Here is a 21,076-nt window from a genome sequence, read left to right as displayed (position 1 = left end):
CAGGGAGTCGAGAGTGCCTTGAATCGCAGGAACTCGGGGCTTCGGCTCGGACAGGGAGCCGAGAGTTCCTTCAATTGCGGGAATCCGGGGCTTCGGCTCGACCAGGGAGTCGAGAGTGCCTTGGCTTGCTTCCACGGAAGGCGGCTGCACCGGCAAACCGTTATAAAAAAGCGTCCCGCCCTGCGCAGATGCAGGTCGGGACGCTTTATCCAATGTTCTAACCCCCAGGCCGCGGCGCTCAGCCTAGCCAGATGCCTTCCAGCAGCAGCGCGCCGCCGCTCGCCTTCACGACGAGCCGGCGCAGGCCCGGCTCCGGCTGCGGCAGCGCGCCGAGCTCAGCCTCGCTCCACTCGCCGCCGGCGTCCAGCCGTCCGATCGGACGGCCGTCCAGCTCGAGCTCCGCCGCCGCTCCGGCCGCAGCAGCCTTGAGGCGCAGCTTGACGCCGAAGCCGGCCGCCTCGCCGCTCTCTTGGGCGCCGACATCCAGGTCCATCGCCGCCGCTTCGCGGCCGACACCGCCTGCGGAATCAGCCGCAGCTGCCGCCTCATCGCTCGCTTGGGCGCCGCCGTCAGGAGTCGCCGCCGAACCGGTCGCCGCGGCATTCGCCCGGGCCGCGCCCGCAGCCGCCGAACCGGCGCGCGCGGCATCCGCTGCGGCATCCGGCGCGAGGAACTCGTACGCCGTCCAGGCTCCTGCCGGCAGCTCGACGCACAGCCCGTCGCCGACATTCCACGGATGCCAGCCCGGCTCCGACGGCGGCAGATGAGGCGCTCCGTCCAGCTTGCGGATCGCCAGGCCGTCGCCGCGGCGGTAGCCGCTTTCCCAGTCGATGCGCTCCGCTCCGCCGAGGCCGAAGCTCTCGCCCTCGCCCTTGTAGCCGTAGTGGATCGCCGGGATGCGGACCGGCAGCCGGCGCAGCAGCGCGTTCACGACCTCGGGACGGTAGTCGACCGCCGCCAGCGGGAGGCCGTCCAGATAGTCGCCGAGGATGCGGACCGCCTCCTCCGGCTCCGGCTTGGCGCCGCCTTCAAGCCACGCGCCGAGCTTCTCCCAGCCGTCCGGCTTGCGGACCGAGCAGGGGGAGTTGGTCGTATCCATCTTTTTCCACGTCCAGAAGTTCCAGCCGATGCGGTGGTCCTCGAACAGCCGGAATCCGCCTGCGTACCAGTCCAGGTCGTTCTCCCCGCCCTCGCCCATGAAGATCGGCACGTTCCACTCGTCGCGGAAGTCGAGGTACTTCTGGATGCTCTCGGTGTCGGGGTTGTTCCAATACTTGTGGAACTGATAAAGCACGTTGCCGTCGAGCTTCTCCGTGAAGACGCTGAAGTCCGTCGACCAATGCACGCCCTCGACGACGATGAGATGGCGGTCGTCGACCTCGCGGATCGCCGCGATCATGTCGCGGTACAGCGGCTCGACGCGGTCATTGTACTGCCCGTGGAATTCCGGCAGCGGCTCGTTGAGCAAGTCGTAGCCGGCGACGATCCACTCGTCGCGGTAGCGCTTCGCCAAATAGCGCCACAGGTCGATCGACGCCTGGCGGTGCTCCGCCGAGGTGAACAGCTCCGGCTGGTCGTTTTCGCAGTCGTCGATGTTGGCTCCGGTCTGCCCGCCCGGCGCGCCGTGCATGTCGAGGATGACGTAGACGCCCCACTTGCGGCACCAGCCGACGACGTCATCGAGCAGCCCCACCTGGAAGGCGTTGTAGCCGTCCTCGTTCAGCGGGCCCTCGAGCAGCTTGCGCGAGTTGAACGGCACGCGCACCGAGTTGAAGCTCTCGAGCGCCAGCTGGCGGATGTCCTCCTCGGCCGTGTAGCGTTCAAAATAGGTGCGCCAAAACGCCTCCGCCCCGCTCTCGCCGAGCAGGCCGGACACCATCGCCTCGATGCGGCGCGGCCGGTCGCCCTGCTGCGGCATCTTCCACATGTAGCCCTCCGGCAGCAGCCAGCTGCCGAGGCCGACTCCGCGCAGGATGAGCTCCTCGCCTCGTCCGTTCACGAGCCGCTTGCCGTCGGCCTTGACCCAGCCGTCGACCTCCGATTGCCGGCATCTATTCTCGGTCGCCATTCGTTTCCGCCTCCGCCTCTCTGATTGTAATCGTTTACGGTCCGTTGCGAGCTTTCGCCGTCTCCGCCGCCGCCGCTCCGCGGACGGGATGCCGTCCGCGGAGCTGATGGCCTTGCGCGCTGCCGAGGCAGCCGCGCTGGGGCAGCCGTGCCGAGGCAGCCGTACCGCTACGCCCCGTGCCGCTACCGCCCCGGGCCGATGCCCTGGCGCATGCTGCGGAACTCCAGCGGCGTGATGCCCTCAGCCTCCTTGAACACGCGCGTGAAGTGCTTGACGTTGTCGAAGCCGGACTGCGCGCTGATCTCGTATACCTTAAGGTCGGAGCTGGACAGCAGATCCTTGGCCCGGTTCAGCCGCAGCTTGCGCAGGTACGACGAGAAGCTCTCGCCGGTATGCTCCTTGAACGCCTGGCTGAAGTACGTATAGTTGAGCGAGATGTGGTTGCTCACGACCGCCATGTTGACGTCCTCGGCATAATGCTCCTGCAAGTACTCGACCGCCTTCTGCATGTCCTTGCGGTCCGCATGGGCTCCGCGCACCCGCCCGACGAACTCGTCGAGCCGCTCCAGCAGCTGCTCGACATGGCGGTAGTAATCCTCGAAACGCTCGAAGTTCTCGATATGCCCGGCGCTCTTGTACAGCCGCAGGATGTCGACCGACTCCTCCCCGTAGCTGCGGAACACGCCGTCGAACACCTCCTCGTTCAGCCGCCGGCTGATGCCCTCGAGGTAGCCGATCTCGCAGCGGCCGATGACCCGGATGTCGAGGATGCCTTGCAGCAGCTTTTTCATCTCCGGCAGCCGCCCCGTGCCGAGCAGGTTGGACAGCCGCCGGATCGGCTCCTCCGGCAGCGGACAGCCCGCGCTCAGGCTGCGCACGCTGTCGTAGGAGAGCAGCGCGACGCCAGGATGCAGCAGGAAATACTTCTGCGCCTGCTGCGCCTGGCTGTACGCGCGACGCAGCTGCCCCGGGCCGGTAGCCCGGGAGCTGAGCGCCAGCCGGCAGCGCAGCAGCGCATGGCCGTCCAGCCTCGCTCCGAGGCGCCTCAGCAGCTCCTCGTCTTCCGCCGCCAGCACCAGGTCGCCGCCGCGCAGCTGCCGCATCGCCCAGGCCTCGCTGCCCGTCTCCTCCAGCAGCGGCTGCACGAGCCCTTGCAGCTGCGAGCCCTCGCCGCCGCCGGCCGCCCGCAGGACGCCGACGGAGTAGTCGCCGGCGAGCCAGCCGAGGCCGGCCGCCGCCAGCGCGGCGGCCTCAGGCGCCGCCTCGCCGGTCAGCATGCCTTGCAGCAGCTCGCCCGCCCGCGACTCGCGATCCGCCGGCGCAGCCGCGCCGGCCGCAGCGCCATGCCTGCGGTCCAGCTCGCCCTCCAGCCGCTCCAGCACCTCGAACAGCTCCTCGCGCTTGATCGGCTTGAGCAGGTATTCCTTGGCCTGGTAGCGGATCGCCGCGCGGGCATACGGGAAATCGTCATGTCCGCTCAGGATGATGACGAGCGGCGCCGGTCCGGCGAGCGGACGGGCGGCCGGACTTGCCGGCAGCTTGCCCTGCGCCGCCGGGTCCGGCGAGCCTGCCGCGCCTCGCTCGGAGCCGCCGGCCGCCTCTCGCTCAGAGGCATCGGCTACGGCTCTGTCTCCTCGTCCGCTTTCGCCCTGTGCGCCGGCTGCGGCTCTGTCCGCCCCTCCGCTTTCGCCCTGTGCGCCGGCTGCGGCTCTGTCCGCCCCGCCGCCGGTTCCGCGGCCAAGCGCATGCAGCCGCTCCAGCAGCCCGAGGCCGTCCAGCACCGGCATGCGGATGTCGGTGATCATCAGATCGGCCGGACTCGCGGCGAGCTGCTCCAGCGCCTCGCGGCCGTTCTCCGCGAAGCGGAACGCGTACCGCTCGGGGAACTGACGCTCGATCATCGCCTTCAGGCCGAGCCGGATATTCTTTTCGTCGTCTACGATCAGCAGGTTGCGCATCAGCGCGGTTCACCTCCGGTCAGGATGAGATGGGGCAGCGTCATGACGACCTTCGTAAAGCTTCCCTCCACGCTCTCGACGCGCAAGCCGTACTCCTGGCCGTAGCTCATGACGAGCCGGTGGTCGACGTTGCGCAGCCCGATGCCGCTGCCTTCGCCGCGCCGGGCCGCCGACGTGCGCGCGCGCCGCTCCTGGTAGTCGGCCTCCTCTATGCGCAGCATGCCGTTCAGGAGCCGCAGCTGCTCGCCCGGTATGCCGCAGCCGTTGTCGGTCACCTCGATGACGCAGTCGTCGAGCCGGATGAACGCCGACACCGTGATCGTCAGCTTGCCCGAGTCCGAGTCCAGGTCGTCCATCCCGTGCTTGACGGCGTTCTCGACAATTGGCTGCAGCGACATTTTGAGCACCTCCTGCTCGAGGCATTCCGGCGCGATGTCGAGCCGCAGCTCCAGCTTGCCGTCGTAGCGGATGTTCATGATCGCGATGTAGTTCTGGATATGCTGGACCTCGTCCTTCAGCCGCACATGCGCGCGCGTCCACTGCAGGCTGTAGCGCATCATGCCGCCGAGCGAGGTGAGCGCGTCGGAGATCGTATACTGGCCCTCGATCTCGGCGAGCATCTTGAGGTTTTCGAGCGTGTTGTACAGGAAATGAGAGTCGATCTGGTTTTTGAGCGAGCGCAGCTCCGCCTCCTTGCCCGCCGCCTGCCGGTTCACCTGATCGACGATCAGCTCGTTGATCTTGCGCAGCAGCTGGCGGTAGTGATGGGCCAGCTCGCCGACCTCGTCGCTGCCCGCTACGGGCACGTCGACGTGGAAGTCGCCTCCGCGCACCTTTTTCATCGAGTCGCGCAGCACCCGCAGCCGCTTGAGGATGATCGACTGCATGAAGTACGAGAGCAGGATGAGCACGGCGATGAGCACGACGATCAGGATGACGAGATTGCCGCGAGTACGCTCGATGTCCGCGAGCGTGTCGGTGCGGCTGACGAGATTGACCAGATGCGCGTCCAGTCCGGGGATGAAGGCCTGGATCGCCAGGAACGACTGCCCGCCGGCCGTAAAATAAGACGTATGGTTGCCCGGGGTTTCCGTCAGGGCGATATGCCGCAGCAGCTCCTTGGCCGGCGTCTGCTGGAAGATCGGAGCGGCCATGTCGGCATGGACCTGGCCGCGGCGGTCCACGACGACCATGCGCGAGGAAGGATCCTGCACGCTGCTGAACGTCTTGGTGAAGAAATTGCGCAGCTCCATGCTGATTTCCAGCAAGCCGTTATGCGTCATGTCGTCCGGATACTTGAACTCCCGCAGCAGCGACACCGACATCACCTCGCTGCCGGACGTCGTGCTCGTGTTGTTCAGCAGCTCGCGGTTGTTCTGGATCTCCCACCACACCAGGCCTTTCCGATCCAGCACCGTATCGTACCAGGGCTTGTCGCGGATGCGCGCCTCGCTCAGCACGATCGGCCAGAATTCATGCACCCCGGGGTTGCTCGCGAACAGACGGATGCCCGAGATGCGCGGATTGTTGAACAGGAAGCTCTGAAACATCTGGAACGTGCGCGTCTTGAAGTCGAGCAGCCACTCCGTATCAAGATCCTCCTTGGTCTGGAGGTAGTCGTTCATCTCCCGATTGGACAAAGCCAGCTGGCCGGTCCATTCCATCAGCTCGATGTTGTTCTGGATGTTCGTCCGCTCGATGTCGAGGATGCTCTCGTTTTTTTTGACCAGCTCGCGCATCGAGTAGTCGGAGACGCCGTGCAGCGTGTACCAGGAGAACAGCAGCATCGGGACGATGATGACGAGCACGAAGGAGGAAATCAGCTTCGCCTGCAGCGGCAGGCTTCCGACGAATTCCCTTAAGGTACCGATCCAGCTTCCCGTTCTCGCCACGTCGTCTTCACTTCCCGCTCCAGGATGGTACAAGCCTGGCCGTCCGCCCCGATCGGGAAGCGGACGGCCAGGCTTGAATGGCTGCTGCGCGGGCCAATTCCCGGCTGCAAGCTTATTTGTTCAAGGATTCCAGCTTTTTCAGGTTCGATTCGTACGCGGCTTGACGGTAGGCGTCGATCGCTTCCTGCTCGCTGCGGTCCTTCAGGTACTTGTTGAAGATCTCGTCGAATTCGGCATCCGACTTGGCGAGGATCATCTTCGGCAGCGCCTTGCCCCAAGCGCGGGCGTTTTTGCTGCCGGCTACGCCTTCCTTGCTCGTCGCGGCCGGATCGAGGTTGTCGAACTCGGCCATGCTGATCGACTTGCCCTTCGTCCAGTCTTCCATCTGCTTGGCAGGCTCGACGCTAGGCGGCGCCCATTGCAGGTTCATGTTCGTATCCATGAGCATCCAGTACGTATAGGATGCGCCGTATTTCTGGTCGAACGCCGTGCGGTCCTTGTTGAGCAGGTCGAGCACTTCCGGCAGGAACTGGTCTTTGCCGTCGATTGTATCATACGTCACGCCTTTTTCACCAAGGAACATATCCTTGTTGCCCTCTTCGCTCATGAGGTAGCTGAGGAACGCGATCGCGCGCTTTTTGTCCTTGACGTTTTTGGAGATCAGCGTCACCGTCCAGCCGGAGATGCCAGGTCCGGACAGCGTCGGCTGGTCGCCGGCGGCGTTTTTCGGTCCGTCGACGGCGATGTACACCATGTTCGGATCCTTTTGGTACAGCTGCGTGTTCTGGGCGGCGAAGTCGGAGCGCTGGTACAGCATCGCGAAGTAGCGGCCTTGGGCGATCTTCTCTTCCATCTGCGGACGCTTGTCGATGAAGATGTCCTTCGCGAGCAGGCCGTCCTGATTCGCCTGGCGGAACACCTTCAGCCACTTGAGGTATTCCGGATCCTGGCGGCGGTCGTACAGCTTGCCGTCCTTCACTTGCGGGATGGCCAGGAAGTTCTGCAGGTAGCCCTCGAGCGAGTAGTTGCCCGTCTCCGTGAACTCATGCAGGCCGAGCGGGATGAGCGGCTGTCCGTTGACGTCCGGGAACTTCTCCTTCGCCATCTTCAACGCGTTCAGGAAGCCTTCCGGCGTGCTCATGTCCGGCTTGCCGAGCGCCTCGTACATGTCCTTGCGGACGGCGAACGTCTGGTTGGACGTGAAGTTCTCACCGTATTTCTCATAGTCGGCCGGGGAGGACGACGCGTTCGGGTAGCCGTAGACGTTGCCGTCTTCCTTCGTGTACCAGCCGAGCTTGGCCGGATCGGCGACCTTGAAGAAGTACGGATCGTACTCTTCGGCGAGCTTGTTGAGCGGCAGCACCAGCTTGCCCTCGATCATCTTGCGCACGCCTTCCTCGTACCAGCCGAGCGTGATGAAGTCCGGCAGCGAGCCAGAGGCCATCAGCGTGTTCAGCTTCTCGTTCTCGTTGCCAGCCGGCACGATGAAGTTCAGCGAGACGCCGGTCTTCTTCGTGATGTAGTCGGCCGTCGCGTCGCCGCCCCACTTCTTGTTGAACCAGCTGAAGTTCAAGTACCAGTCGAACGTGATCGGGGAGGTATCCTGCTTCCAGGCCGGCTCGTCGCTGGCCGCCGGAGCCGGCGATGCCGAAGCGTCCGTGCCTGCGGTCGGCGCGGGAGACGCCGTGCCGCCGCTGTTCGAGTTGCCGTTGCCGTTCGACGAACAGGCCGCGACGGAGAAGGTCATGGCGAGCGCCAACAGCGTCGTCGCCACCTTGCGCGTAGTTTTCATGTACAATTGCCCCTTTTCTATAAAGAGATAGAAGTGCGATTTATATGATCAATCCCGCGGATTGCGGGAAGGATAACCGAGACGGATCGGCGTCAGCCCTTGAGGGAGCCGACCATGAAGCCCTTGACGAAGTATTTTTGCAGGAACGGATAGACGCATACGATCGGCGCCGTCGTGACGACCATCGTGGCCAGCTTGAGCGACTGGCTGGTCACGGTCTGGGTGACGCCGCTCGGCATCGCCCCCAGCATCTGGTTCGAGCTGGACTGGGCCACGACCCGGTAGAGGAACGTCTGGATCGGCTGCAGGTCCGTGTTGTTGATATAGATCATGCCCGTAAAATAATCGTTCCATTGATAGACGCCGTGGAACAGCGCGATCGTCGCCACGACCGGCATCGACACCGGGATGATGACGCGGGTGAAGATCGTCAGGTCGTTGGCCCCGTCGATCCTCGCCGCCTCCTCCAGCCCCGCCGGAATCTCGCGGAAGAAGCTCAGGAAGATGATGAGGTCGAAGAAGCTGAACGCGGCCGGGATGATGTATACCAGGAAGTTGTCCAGCAGGCCGAGATCGCGGATGAGCAGGTAGTACGGGATCAGGCCGCCGCCGAAGAACATCGTGATCGTGCCGATGATCATGTACAGGTTGCGCCCGATCAGCTCCCTGCGGCTGACCGCGTAGGCGACCATCGCCGTGAACAGGACGTGCACGGGCACGCCGACCAGCGTCTTGGCGACCGTCACTCCCATCGCGGTCATGATGCCCTCGCTGCGGAACACGGCCCGGAAGTTCTCCAGGCTGAATTCGCGCGGGATCCAGTAGATGCCGCCGCGCATCGCGTCGGCGCCGTCGTTGAAGGCGTTGACGAGCACGTACCAGATCGGGTACAGCGTCAGGAAGCAGATGATGAGCATGAGCAGCCCGTTGAGGATGCCGAAGGCCACTTCGCCGGGGGTTTGCCTTTTCAAGGAAAACATCGTGGTCACGGACCTCCTTTAGAACAGCGAGTTGTTGTTGAGCTTCTTGGTGACGAAGTTGGCCATCAGCAGCAGGAACAGCGCGATGACGGACTTGATCAGGTTGACGGCCGTCGAGTAGGAGAAGCGGTTGTCGATCAGGCCGGTCTGGTAGACGTAGTAGTCGATGACGGTGCTCGCCTCGGCGTTGAGCTGGTTGCGGAGCACGAGGATCTGGTCGAAGTTGGAGTTCAGGACGTTGCCGACGGCCAGGATGAACAGGATCGTGATCGTGCCCATGATGGACGGCAGCGTAATGTTGCGCATTTTCTGCAGGCGTCCCGCGCCGTCAATCGTCGCCGCCTCGTACAGCTCCGGCGAGACGCTGCTGATGGCCGCGAGATAGATGATCGCCGACCAGCCGAGCTCCTTCCAGATGTCCGATACGATGATGATGGACCAGAAGTACTTCGGCTCCGCCAGGTAGGTGATCGGAGCGTCGATCACGTTCAGGGAGAGCAGGATCTTGTTGATGATGCCGACATCCGACAGCCAGGTGGCGAGGATGCCGCCGAGGATGACCCAGCTCAGGAAGTGGGGCAGGTAGGTGATCGTCTGCGTCCATCTCTTGAACATGACGGAGCGGACCTCGTTCAGCAGCAGCGCGAAGAGGATCGGCAGCGGGAAGCCGATGATCAGCTTGATGAGGCTGATGCCGAGCGTATTCTTGATGACGGTCAGGAGCATGTCGTCGCTGAGGAATTCCCGGAAGTTATCGAGGCCGACCCAAGGGGCCATCGACATCGGGAAGATGATGTCATATTCCTTGAACGCGATGATGATGCCGTACATCGGGATGTAGTTGAACACGACCATCCATGCGACGCCGAGCAGCGCCATCACCTGCAGATATCGCTGACTGTAAATTCTCCTCAGCCATTTTTTCCATCGTTCGCTGCCCGCCTTCGGGCTGGCCGCCTCAATGCCGGCCTGTGCGCCTGGTTCCATGGTGCTTGCACCTCCGCTTTCCTTGCCTTGCCATGTATCGCCGCGGCCGCAAGCGCCGCTAGCTGATTTCCGTATCGTCATTGTAAGCGCTTGAGATGTCGAAAAATAGGCTCCTCATTCTAGGTAGGGTTACTATTTTTCAGGTGGCGAAGACGCGGAGGCCGCGCCTGCGGCGCATCGCCCATTGACAACCTCAGCGTCATGACCGAAAGCCGTCGACGCAGCAAGGGGTCCAGTAAAGGGACAGTCTTGCCCTAACGATACTCAGCGTCGCTATCGGCCCTTTTTTCGGCGGTTTTTCTGGCTAACGATACTGAGCCGTCTTATTGGCCCCGCGCTGGCCTTGCAAGCGCCTCAACGGAAGAAATAACGCTTCTGAGTTTTGGTAGAGTTTTGAGAACAAGCTTTGGGTGCCGAATAGCGTCGCTCCGTTTCGTTGCTTCTGCCTGCTTTCGAGGCTCGGCCTCCATAGAGCCGCCGCTCCCGGGCGAATAGGAAAAAAGCCGCCAGGACGCCCGGCGGCTCGTGCAAGCGGCGCTCAATAATGGCCGCTGTTGAGGTATTTCTCGGTGAGCGAGGCGAGGACGCCGATGCCCACTTCGTTGTGGCCGCCCTCGGGAATGATGAGATCGGCGTATTTTTTGGACGGCTCGATGAACGCCTCATGCATCGGCTTGACCGTCTGCATGTACTGGTCGTGGATCGAGTGGATCGAGCGGCCGCGCTCCTCGATGTCGCGCAGCACGCGGCGCAGGATGCGCACGTCCGGATCGGTGTCGACGAACACCTTGATGTCGAGCAGACCGCGCAGCCCTTCGTCCGACAGGACATGCAGCCCTTCGATCATGACGATGCTGCTCGGCAGGAGCGTCACCGTCTCGTCCGACTTGCGTGCGTGCATCGTAAAGTCGTAGACCGGCGCTTCGGCCGCCACTCCCCGCTTCAGCTGCTGGAGATGCTGGACGAGCAGCTCGTTTTCGAACGCGAAGGGATGATCGTAGTTGATCTTCTCCTTCTCGGCGAACGTCAGCTCCGGCCGATCCCGATAATAATTGTCCTGCGAGATGAACGTCACGTTGCCGGTCCCCATCCGCTCGATGACCGACCGGGCCACCGTCGTCTTGCCCGACCCCGTGCCGCCTGCGATACCAATGATAAGCATGTAGCTGCGCTACCTCCCCGAATTTGTTGCAATTCCCGTAGTGTAGCACATCGGGGAGGGATTTTCATCTGTCGATTCCGTGTCCAACGGCGATTGGATCCGATTGCGCCAGCCTAATAAATCGTTGCCGTTCCTGCCCTCAGCCGGGAGCGGCCAGGAGCTCGGCCATCGGCGGCAGCCTACAGGCTTTTGCTCCACTCCGCCACTCGCCGCGCGCTTTCCTCCTCGGACAGGTCCTCGACGCGAGTCATGATCGACCATCGGATCCCGAACGGATCGAGGATGCTGCAGTAGCGGTCGCCGGATACGAAGTCCGCCGCCGGCTCTCGGACAGTCGCTCCGTGCCGGACAGCCAGCTCGAGAGCTCGGTCGACGTCGGGGACGTAGACGCCGAGCGAGTAGCAGGCGTCGCCTCCGCCGGGCGGCGGAACGAGATGATAGTCCGGATTGGCCGCTCCCAGCTGCAGGTACCCGTTGCCGAAGTCGATGTCCGCGTGCACGATGAACGAATTGCCGTCGGTGCCGACATCCGTCACGCTTTTCGTCTTGGCTCCGAAGACAGCTTCGTAGAAGCGAATGGCTTCGGCCGGATCGCTGACGACGATGAACGGCGTCAGGGCGGAGTAGCCGTGCGGTCTCCCGTTCGTCGTATGCTCGCCTGTAGCGCCGCTGGTGCTCACATTATGGTCCATCCTAATTCCACCTCTCGTTATGATCGACGCCGGATGGCCGGAACCCCGTTGCGGCACCGCAGCGCGGCCCATCGCGATCTCGGCTGGACGTCTGATAGTCTCGATTATAGAGAAAGGAACGTGCAGGATATTGTAAAAAAGCGACAACGGTCGGACAGCGGTTTCAATCGTCGCTTCCCTGGGGGAGACGCGCGCGGGACTACCATTTGAATGTGATCGGGCTACCGTTTCAATCTACGCTCCCCAGCGGGGAGCGACGGCAGCGGCGCATGCCATTGACTTCTACCGTCACCTGTTTCAATCCATGCTCCCCAGCGGGGAGTGACAAAGCGCGCTGCCGCAGATCATGACGCTGCAGGATCCGTTTCAATCCACGCTCCCCTGCGGGGAGCGACTTACTTCACGTTGAAAAAAAGAGCCGAGCGGCTGCAGTTTCAATCCACGCTTCCCTGAGGGGAGCGACCAGCGGCGTTTCCTTGTAAGTGTTTGTCGCCGGATCGTTTCAATCCACGCTCCCCAGTGGGGAGCGACTCGACTTTTACGATACCGACCTGGGCGTGCAGTTGTTTCAATCCACGCTCCCCAGTGGGGAGCGACCGTGGCGCCCCTCCGCGAATCCCCCGGGGATTTCATGGGAGCTTGCCATTCGCACCAGCTCCGTCTCATAAAATCAGCGGTCCATCCATGTCATAGGAAGCCTTGGCTCCAACATGCTCCACCTTGCTCTTATACCTATCACCCAGGTTATAAAACCGCAAGCTGTCCGTAGCGGGATCAATCAGCTCCTCCAGAGCATACCGCAGCCGTCGGAATTGCGAAGCATCCACAACGCATTCAAATACGGAGTTCTGAACCCGCTGTCCGTAATCCTGGCATGTCTTCGCCACCTTGGACAGCCGCCTCCGTCCATCGCTCGTCGTAGTGCTCACATCATAGGTTATCAGAACAAGCATCGAGCGCTCTTCTCCTTCCTACTTCCAGAAAAAAGGCGGGTACTCTTCCAGATCGCCGCGAATGGTCCGCGCCAGCAGCATCGCTTGAGCATGCGGCACGAGCCCCCATGGGATGGATTCATTCAAATAAGGATGAACGATCTTCTCTTGCTTCCGCTCCTGCCATTGCTTCAATACGGTCCGTCTGGTGTCGTCATCCATCAGGACGGCTCCATTTTCCTTGCGGGTGAAACCGCCCGCGGTGACGATTTTTTTGTTAATGAGCGTCAAGACGAACCGATCCGCATAAACCGATCGCAGCTCCTCCATCAGATCGAGAGCCAGTGAAGCTCTCCCTGGCCGATCTCGGTGCATGAAGCCGACATACGGGTCAAGACCTGCCGCTTCCAGCGCCGCCCTCATTTCGCTGGCAAGCAAGGAATACGCGAAAGAAAGCAGCGCATTGACATTATCGAGCGGAGGCCGCTTACTGCGGCCATGGAAGAAAAACGCTTCCTTTTGCTGGAGAATCAATTCATCAAAAACGCCGCTATACTGCGCAGCCCCTGAGCCCTCCAGCCCACGCAGCACATCGAGATCCTCGACATGCGGCACAAGGCCGATCAGCTCCGTCAGCGAAGCGCTCACCCGCTTCAAAGCCGTACTGTCCAGTCGCAGCGAATAATCTCGAATCGCCCTTTCCAGCACCCATTTCGTGTTGTACAGCTTGCCGACAATCATATTGCGAGCCATGAGGGCGCTGCGCCGCTCATCGTCGGAAATGCGGTATTGCTCCTTGCGGAGCACGACATTGCCCCTCGCCTCGCCCACGATTCGGGCTAGAAACCGTCCGCTTTTCGTCATAAACGTAAGGTCAACGCCTTTTTCGGCACATGATCCCATGAGCGCCGGACTGACGCCTGCATAACCGAACGTGCATATCCCTTCCAGATTATGCAGCGGATAACGCGCCAGCGTCTTTTCCTCCAAACGTACGACGACGTTCTCCCCGTCCTTGGACAGATAGGTGTCCGGCGTCGTCACATACAGCGTGTTGAGCATCTTCCTCATCGCCCCGCTGCTCCTTCCTCCAGCAGATGCCGATCTATATAATCCGATACGGCTCGTTTCGTCATGAGCTCGGGCATGCAGATCTGCTTGAGCGAGCAGCTTTCACAATGCGGGCCTGTTTTCACTTTGGGCGTGTGCCGCCGCTCGTAGTAGCGATGCATCTCGGCAATGGAGGCTTTTACTCTTTCTCTGTCCGCATCGCTTATGTCAATTTCGACCCGCCTCTTGATCTCGTCGTAGTAAAAGTACCCTGTCGAAATCTCGCAAGCGAGCATTTCCTCCAAACAAATTACTTGAGCGACAAGCTGAGAAAAGTCCGAATCGTTCTTTTTCGGCTTGCCGCGCTTATACTCGATTGGATATGGCTTGTACAAGCCATCCTCACCCGCCAACGGAATCCCTTCGGAATCGCGTACAAACTCAACCACGTCGCAGATGCCGCTCAGTCCCAGCTCTCGGGAATGGACCGGCATCGCCCGCACGACGAGACGCTCGCCGCGCTTCTCGCGAAGCTGCGGCTGATCCGCTACCCGATGCACGTGCTCTCCTTCGATCGTCCGGACATTGTCTGCCCACTGCTGTTCGATATGAATTAATGCCCATTGCCTGCGGCAGAAATTAAAATGCTGAATACCGGAAAGAAGGAGGAAATCCTCCTCCTTAAAGTCCGGCATATTCTTGCACGTCCAGCCCTTCCAGCGGCTCAACTTTAATAACGTAGTCATCGAACTTATTCGGTGCTACAACACCTTCTCTCCACGAAATCTCCAAAGACCGATGCACCTTGGCCGATGAATATTGTCCCAGCTTGGAGCCGTGCTCCCACCAGTAGACGCGGTGCACCTCCATGCTGCCGTCCGGGCGAGCGGAAGACGTATCGTTTTCGAACAAGGAGATCAGCGCTTCCCGAATTTTCAGCGCGTCCTCGTAGGTGAAGCCGGTGCGCTCTGCCAGCTGCACGTTGATGCTTCCCTTTGTCACATAGACGCCAAAGTCCACGCGATGCTTCATGCCCATCGTGTCCGAACCGCGCTTGTCCGGGTCGTTGGAAGTCGTCAGATTGACGCTTTTTGTGATTTGAAGACTCGAAATGTCGATCGGGTCGAGGCTGACGGCCGTATGCAGCGACACCGGTCCCCGAACCCCGATGGATACGGCATCATTGCTGCCCGGGAAAGCAAAAACTTGGCCGAAGCTGCGCACATCGATCCAAGACTCGCAGGCCGCTTTGGCAAACAGCTCCGCATTTTTCTTTTTGCCTTTCATGAACTCCTGCGCATCGGCGTTGGCCTCGACACGGTCCTTGATGCTGCGGAAGGAATCGGTCCGACGGTCATCCGATTGAACGAGAATGGATTCTCCCATGTCCTGCAGCCGGTTGCGGATCTTCCGCTTCAAGCATACATCCGAAATCTCGCCTTTGCCTTCATAGTTTTGGCGAGGGCGGTTTCCGTTGAGCGGGTCCCCGTTCGGATTTGCATTGCGAACGGACAGGACAACGGCAAAGTCGATTTTCTTATTCAACGGTTGCATTTAGATCGTCTCCTTTTAATGGGGGTAAGATGATTAAAGGTCGAAATTAATGATCGCCAGACGCATCAGTCATCCAGATCCGCATCGTCCTCTTCTTTCCCTTCACCATCCAGTTGTTTCCGCTTCTGGTAGAGCTCGTGGCGCTGACTGTAAAAGCCGAGGAGATAAAGCCCGCTCAGGGACTGATCGGAGTAGTCCTTTTCCGGGTCAAGCTGGGCTCCGATCTCGTCAAGAAGCCCATTGAGATAACTGGCCTTCACGCCGAGCTTGGCCTGATAAGGCTGAAGCGCGGATTGGATCACCATCCATGTCCGGCCTGGCTTTTGGGCGAATGCGTTCATGTAGCGGATGGCATTCGTGGCTCTTCTCTCCTCCTTGCTCAGCGCTCTGCGTTCCAGGACATCCGCCACGGCCAGCATCCTTCCGAACAAATAACTGCGGTCCTTCAAATCCTTATTCACGGCCACTTCGAATCCCTCCTTGGAATTGGAATAGCTTCTGTTCACTATTGCGCATGCGATGCCGAGCGTCTTCTCCCACTCCCACGGCTCCATGCCGACCGGATTGGAGGCTCGGGCAATGAGGCTCCTCACGATATCGCTCGGAATTCGGGCTCCGTCCAAGATGCAGGGCAGCATCCGCTCGATCAAGCCTTTCACCACTTTCTCACTGGCTCGCGGACCGTACGCCGCGAAGGCAATATCGCGAGTTGCCGGCGCGCTCATGAAGACTGCCGTCTTTCCGTCTTTGCGGTAATACTGCAGCCAGCAGCAGGATAGGTGCCAGGCTTCAATCCGTTGCAGAAAATGCTCCTTCTCCATATCCCGATAGTAGTTGATGGACATCCTTCCCGGTGTCGCGGCATCCAGCACCATGATGACGACATCGGAATGATCGGCATCTGTGTCATGCCGGTAACCGCTGAGACCGAGGCGCACCCGCTCGGCGAATGCAGCATGGGTGTAGGCAAGCTCTGGCTCGTCTTCCTCTTCATCGTCATCGTCATCGTAAAAGTCCGATGAGTCCGCATACGGGTCCGGCACATCCAAGCTTTTTGTCCCCCAGACGACAAACGTTTTGCCGTCAATGGCAAAGGCTTGGCGGTCGATCAGCCATTTCAAGGCGTTATGGGCTTTTTGAGACACCTCATAACTGACCGCGGCCGCATCCCGGCTGCTGAGGAAGCGCCCCCGATAGGTGAATCCGGAGCTGTCATTGGCCGAGATCAGCTTGGTTTTGTCCCCCGAATTCCGGATGCGGGAAGCATGCTTGTCCGCATAGGGCAGAAGTTTCCCTGTTACATAACAAAGCTCTGTATCCTGCAGCTTGGTGTCATAAAACCGGATGAACGATTGCTGGACTTCCGGCATCCGCCACAGCCGCTGCTCTGCCACTCCAGGCACTTCCACCGCGAACCGCACAAATGCGGCATTCTGGCCGGAAGCGAGCGCCTTGAAAATGTCCGGCCTGTCGACTCCGTGAAGCTCGGCCAATTCAGGCGTCCACTTTTCCGCCAGCTGCCCCTCTGCATCCAGCCAGAGCACCTTCTCTCGCACCAGGTCCGCAATCATCGTTCCTTGCCGGACATAGTTGTAGACACTTTGAATGACCGGTACCGCAAAAGGAGACGAGCACCATTCCTGCAGATGCTTCAAGTAATCCTCATATGGAGTGAACTTTTCATTGGTCGGGGGACAAAACTGCCCGTAATCTCCTGCCACATACATCAGTTTGTCATGCAGCGGGTAGGGAACCGGGGCGCTCGTCCGACTTGCAGAGGCTTCGGTGCATGGGATAATCGTGCTGCCCTCTCCCTTTTCAAGTGGTCTTGCTCGACTAAAGGATCCATCCAGGTTTAGATAGATCTCAATATGCGCGGTTTGGGTCGTATGCGAGACAGGCAGCAGCGTATATTCCCGATCAAAATGATTTTTTTCAAATATTCCGACCGATTTTGAATGATTGTCATACGTTTCGCTCAGTTTCGTCAGCCAGGTCATTGGTCAGCCTCCTTCCTCTCCGAATAATTCCGCGTAGAGATCGTCGGCCGACTCCATGTTCCCCGGTTCAAACCGCTTGATGCTGCCGCTTCCCGTTTTGCGCACCATCGTGCAGTCCTCCGGACGATCAAATTTGATGACCCCGTATTCCATCTTGGCCCGCCATAAGCGGGTCAGCATGTCGGAGCTGCCGGTCTCGTCCGGATAGCTGATGCCATGAACCATCGTGCCGAAGGCGAGCTCGGCGACCTGATCGTAATGCCCTTCCCCCGAGCCGAACTCGCATGCCTCGACATAGCCTTGGCATTCCCTCGTTCCGAGGAAGATGTCTCGCCTGCCGCCTGCTGCAACAGCTCGTTTGGCGATGTTGTGATGCTTATGCTCATTGCGGTCCTGCTCCAGATCGGAGCGATGAGGGTTGAACTCGAAATGAGCTCTCACCTGATAGCGCACGTTGCGCAGATAGGTGTAGTAGGCCAAGGTATTGCCGCCGCTGTACTCGATCGGCTTGATGCCTTTAGATTCGGTCTGGATCGGATTCATGACCCGCACTTCGTCGATGTACCAAATGAGGGTGGGCTTCCAGTAGATCGATTCGGTAATCCCCTTCAAAGCCTGATAGGTCGGAATTTGATAGCTGAACTTCTCTCCGCCGATTTTGGTCAAGGGATCGGTAAATAAGGCATACGCGCCCGTTACTTCATATTCAATTTGATTCCGCAAAAGGAGGGCCTCCTTTCTTATAATGAATCTCCCAAAGGAACATGCATGAAATCTCAGGTTGAACCAATCAGACTCATAATGAGTCGCTTCCTTAACCAACCCCTTGTATTATCTTCTAATAATTATATTATGGAAGATTCTCTTAATGATAGCATCATCATAAGACCTAGTTCAATTTTTGTCAACATATGGATGTCCCCTTTTGGACTCCATCTAACGATGTGTTAAGATTGTGTCGTCGCCTTCCCTTGGAGGCGCGGATTGAAACCATAAGAGCATGATCAGAAGAAGAAACCCGCTCCTAAACGAGCGGGCTATTCTTTTTTCTAGGCAATCATGATATTAAAGCATCCCACAGCCCATTCCCTTCCGGATCAATGCCGTACTCCTCGGAAAAAGCCGTCGGGCTAAGCGCCAGCACCCTGCCCTGCTGCAAGAACTCCAGATGGCTTCCCCGGTCGAGCTGCCTAAGCTCCTGGTCATATAACGTGACCGTATACTTCTGGGCTCTGCGCAGCAGATCTCCGATTTCACTTGGCTGCAAGGAGCCATTCAAATCAAGAATGATATTAACGGCCTCGCTGTCGTAAGGCACGATGACCGACTTGCCTGCGTTGGAGATGACCTCGAAATAATGCTCTACCGAGGCAATGGCATTCCGAGTGCGCAAGGGAGGGCCGATCTGGTTTTTAATCTCAAACTGCTTGATGGCGACTTGGTTCTTATTCAACAATTCAAACAAGCTGATTTCCTGACCCACTCGGTAATCCATTTGTCCCTGAATGCTTTCGATTCGCTTATAGTAATAGTGGAAATACATCTGTATCGCGGGGAGGGATAGACGGTCGTTCTCGAAGCGCTGTGGATCCTTTTTGAATTCGCTCAGCAATCGCTCCGTCTGTTCTGCTGCCATCTTAATTTCCGGCAGGTTGCTTAAATGCTCATCTGCCGCACGAATAATATCGACATATCTTACCTCGTCCTCTCCGTGCCGATTGCATCGTCCCGCCGCCTGAGCAATGGAATCCAAGCCGGCCAGCGACCGAATGACGCCCTGGAAGCTGATGTCCACCCCTGCCTCGATAAGCTGGGTGCTGATGCAAATGACGCGATTGGCCGGGTTCTCCAACTGCTCCTTGATTTCCTCCAGCTTCGCTTTGCGATGCTCGGGGCACATAATCGTACTGAGATGGTAGAGTCGAACTCCCTCCAATTGCGTCCACGACTCATTTTTCAATTGCTGAAAAAGCTTGCGTACCGCAGCCTTCGTGTTCAGGACGACGAGCAACTGATTGATCTCCTTCATCCGGCCCTGGACAAAATCAGCCAGCTGCTCCGTATTCAAAGCCCCTCTGCCCGTTTCGTCTCTTAGCTCGACACGCTTGAAAGCGGTCATGACATCCGGAAGATCCCGAATCATCTCCGGATCGAGAGACAGGTGGATATTCCGCTTCACATACTGCAGTGCCGGCTGCGTTGCCGTACAGAGGACCAGCGTCGACCCGCAGATTTCGTGCAAAAAATTAACGGAAGCATTGAACAAGGAGATGCAGCGGGAAGGAACGGCTTGGACTTCGTCAAAAATAACGACCGAGTTGGCGAGCTGATGCAGCCGCCTTACATGGCGGGAGCCCTTGGCGTAGAAGGTATTGAGGAATTGCACCATCGTGGTAAAGATGACAGGGCGATCCCAGGTGTCTTGAGCGAGGCTAAGCTTTTCCTTCTGCAGGACAAAGCTTTCGTCGCATTCCTTGTCATCGATTTTATCGGATTGTAAAGACCGCAAAGCCTTTTTCAAATCCCGATCATCCGCGACGTTGGAATGATGCTCCAGAACAAGATCAGGATCAGACACAAGCTCGCGCACGACCTTCACGTTTTGTTCAATGATCGTTGTGAAAGGCACGATATAAATGATGCGTTCTTTTCCGGTCTCGAGAGCATGACGGAGCGCGTAACGAAAGCTTGCCAGCGTCTTGCCGCCGCCTGTCGGGATAGACAGCGTATAGACTCCGGATGGCCGCTCGACCGCAAAAGCGTCGCATTGGTTCGACATTTCTCGTCGCAACCGATTCAATGGCGATTGCGATTGTTCCGATTTGCCCAGCTCATTGAGCTTGGCCGACAGCTTCTCATAGGTTTCACGGAAAAAAGCCTGATGATCAAAAGGCTCTCTTTCCGACTCGTTCTCGTCGAATTGACGGGTTTTGGTCCGATCGGCGTCAATCAGGCAACTGAACAAATATTTTATCGCGAGGGAATGAGTCACGCGCTTTTCACTGGACTTGAGCTTGAGCTTGCTTAATCGCAGCATAAGATCATTCAATTCTTCTCTCGCCTTAGCGAAATAGGAATGGAGTTCCTGCTCGCTTATCGTATGAGCTAAAAATTCCTCGACGGTTCGTTCATACTCCGGTAATTTCTCTAGCGGAGTCGACATCCGCTCCAGAAAAGGAGATTTTCCATCGGGACTCAAGTAATCCTTCAACCCGCCATGGTGAGATACGATGCAATTGGCGATCCATTCCGCGACAAACTGATCCAATGGTTCAGAAGATTCACGGTGGAATTGCTCGTAAAGCCACTTCCCGCCTGCTGTCGAATGGACGACCGAGCCCCTTCGAGGCGGCGAATCAGGATTTGCCACTGCCTCTTCCAGATAGGTTCTGAATTCGGTCGTGTATTTCCCCATGTCATGCAGCAGTCCTGATAAACCGGCGAGATGCTTCATTCCAATTTTTTCGCCTAGCTTTTCGGCGTAAAGCCTGACGGCCATGAGATGGTCGTGCACGCTCTCGCGGCGGCCGTCCGACTTCCGAATATGGGCGATGTACTCGGGAATAGGACTATTTTCTTGATCTCTCATTACCGCACCTCCTTAAAGGACTTTAGACCCAATACTAATAACCTATTCTAGTCGTATACTTCAACATAATCACACACAATCCTCCTTTTATCTTTTATTTTCCCAATTTTTCTTTATCCCTCCCCTATAGGGCATTTATTGAAATATGATCTTGCAGAAAAAGCTTGGCTCGATCGGAATCATTGCTTATGATGAGGACAAGAGCGGGAGTGCGAATGCCAAGCTCCCATGGAATCCCTGGGGGATTCGCACCTCGAAAATTGTCGAAATGAATGCCATTTCACCTTAATTAATGATTGTCAAGATCTTTCCTATGTCTAATCAGTATAGGAACTGGCTAGTTTATACCCCAAGGGGTATGGAAGCGTTATTTTTTGCTGTCGCTCCCCGCTGGGGAGCGTGGATTGAAACAGCCTGGCG

15 protein-coding genes are annotated in these 21,076 nt (G+C 58.8%); all 15 read right to left on the bottom strand.

Annotated features, from left to right (window positions below; all coding sequences use genetic code 11):
• Positions 1-238: 238 nt before the first annotated feature.
• The 15 genes from H582_RS27075 to H582_RS0111395 all read right to left on the bottom strand — a co-directional run bounded on the left by H582_RS27075 (position 239) and on the right by H582_RS0111395 (position 20,656).
• Positions 239-2,068 (bottom strand): glycoside hydrolase family 5 protein, encoded by a 1,830-nt coding sequence (locus tag H582_RS27075; protein ID WP_084137101.1) that lies wholly within the window; start codon positions 2,066-2,068, stop codon positions 239-241.
• A 182-nt stretch (positions 2,069-2,250) separates the two neighbouring features.
• The gene (locus H582_RS32375; protein WP_052333155.1) at positions 2,251-4,026 is read right to left on the bottom strand and encodes a helix-turn-helix domain-containing protein; all 1,776 of its coding nucleotides are present in this window, start codon (positions 4,024-4,026) and stop codon (positions 2,251-2,253) included.
• Positions 4,026-5,918 (bottom strand): sensor histidine kinase, encoded by a 1,893-nt coding sequence (locus tag H582_RS0111455; protein ID WP_052333154.1) that lies wholly within the window; start codon positions 5,916-5,918, stop codon positions 4,026-4,028. Before H582_RS0111455 ends, H582_RS32375 begins: the two co-directional genes overlap by 1 nt.
• A gap of 112 nt (positions 5,919-6,030) precedes the next feature.
• Entirely contained in the window at positions 6,031-7,710 is a 1,680-nt protein-coding gene (locus H582_RS0111450; protein ID WP_028598649.1) for a type 2 periplasmic-binding domain-containing protein, read from the bottom strand.
• Positions 7,711-7,802: 92 nt separating this feature from the next.
• A complete protein-coding gene (locus H582_RS0111445) occupies positions 7,803-8,690 on the bottom strand; it encodes a carbohydrate ABC transporter permease (protein ID WP_028598648.1) in 888 nt (295 codons plus the stop codon).
• Positions 8,691-8,708: 18 nt separating this feature from the next.
• Complete coding sequence (locus H582_RS0111440) at positions 8,709-9,677, bottom strand: ABC transporter permease (protein ID WP_028598647.1); 969 nt, start codon at positions 9,675-9,677, stop codon at positions 8,709-8,711.
• 538 nt (positions 9,678-10,215) lie between these two features.
• Positions 10,216-10,839, bottom strand: a complete 624-nt coding sequence (gene udk / locus H582_RS0111435; RefSeq protein WP_028598646.1) for a uridine kinase — start codon at positions 10,837-10,839, stop codon at positions 10,216-10,218.
• A 179-nt stretch (positions 10,840-11,018) separates the two neighbouring features.
• Complete coding sequence (locus H582_RS0111430; protein ID WP_028598645.1) at positions 11,019-11,531, bottom strand: VOC family protein; 513 nt, start codon at positions 11,529-11,531, stop codon at positions 11,019-11,021.
• Positions 11,532-12,193: 662 nt separating this feature from the next.
• Positions 12,194-12,484 carry a CRISPR-associated endonuclease Cas2 gene (gene cas2, locus H582_RS0111425; RefSeq protein WP_028598644.1) on the bottom strand — a complete coding sequence of 97 codons (291 nt, stop codon included), beginning with the start codon at positions 12,482-12,484 and terminating at the stop codon, positions 12,194-12,196.
• 18 nt (positions 12,485-12,502) lie between these two features.
• A complete protein-coding gene (gene cas1c, locus H582_RS0111420; RefSeq protein ID WP_028598643.1) occupies positions 12,503-13,534 on the bottom strand; it encodes a type I-C CRISPR-associated endonuclease Cas1c in 1,032 nt (343 codons plus the stop codon).
• Positions 13,531-14,208 (bottom strand): CRISPR-associated protein Cas4, encoded by a 678-nt coding sequence (cas4, locus tag H582_RS0111415; protein ID WP_028598642.1) that lies wholly within the window; start codon positions 14,206-14,208, stop codon positions 13,531-13,533. Before cas4 ends, cas1c begins: the two co-directional genes overlap by 4 nt.
• The gene (cas7c, locus tag H582_RS0111410) at positions 14,195-15,067 is read right to left on the bottom strand and encodes a type I-C CRISPR-associated protein Cas7/Csd2 (protein ID WP_028598641.1); all 873 of its coding nucleotides are present in this window, start codon (positions 15,065-15,067) and stop codon (positions 14,195-14,197) included. The genes cas4 and cas7c overlap by 14 nt, the downstream gene beginning before the upstream one ends.
• Positions 15,068-15,132: 65 nt before the next feature.
• Positions 15,133-17,067 (bottom strand): type I-C CRISPR-associated protein Cas8c/Csd1, encoded by a 1,935-nt coding sequence (gene cas8c, locus H582_RS0111405; RefSeq protein WP_028598640.1) that lies wholly within the window; start codon positions 17,065-17,067, stop codon positions 15,133-15,135.
• A 3-nt stretch (positions 17,068-17,070) separates the two neighbouring features.
• Positions 17,071-17,790 carry a type I-C CRISPR-associated protein Cas5c gene (cas5c, locus tag H582_RS0111400; protein WP_028598639.1) on the bottom strand — a complete coding sequence of 240 codons (720 nt, stop codon included), beginning with the start codon at positions 17,788-17,790 and terminating at the stop codon, positions 17,071-17,073.
• Positions 17,791-18,124: 334 nt separating this feature from the next.
• Complete coding sequence (locus H582_RS0111395) at positions 18,125-20,656, bottom strand: CRISPR-associated helicase/endonuclease Cas3 (RefSeq protein ID WP_028598638.1); 2,532 nt, start codon at positions 20,654-20,656, stop codon at positions 18,125-18,127.
• Positions 20,657-21,076 lie beyond the last annotated feature (420 nt).

The organism is Paenibacillus pasadenensis DSM 19293, from assembly GCF_000422485.1.
Taxonomy (GTDB): Bacteria; Bacillota; Bacilli; order Paenibacillales; family Paenibacillaceae; genus Paenibacillus_O; species Paenibacillus_O pasadenensis.
The sequence above is the reverse complement of the archived record's forward strand: the minus strand, read 5'-3'. Positions and strand labels throughout refer to the sequence as shown.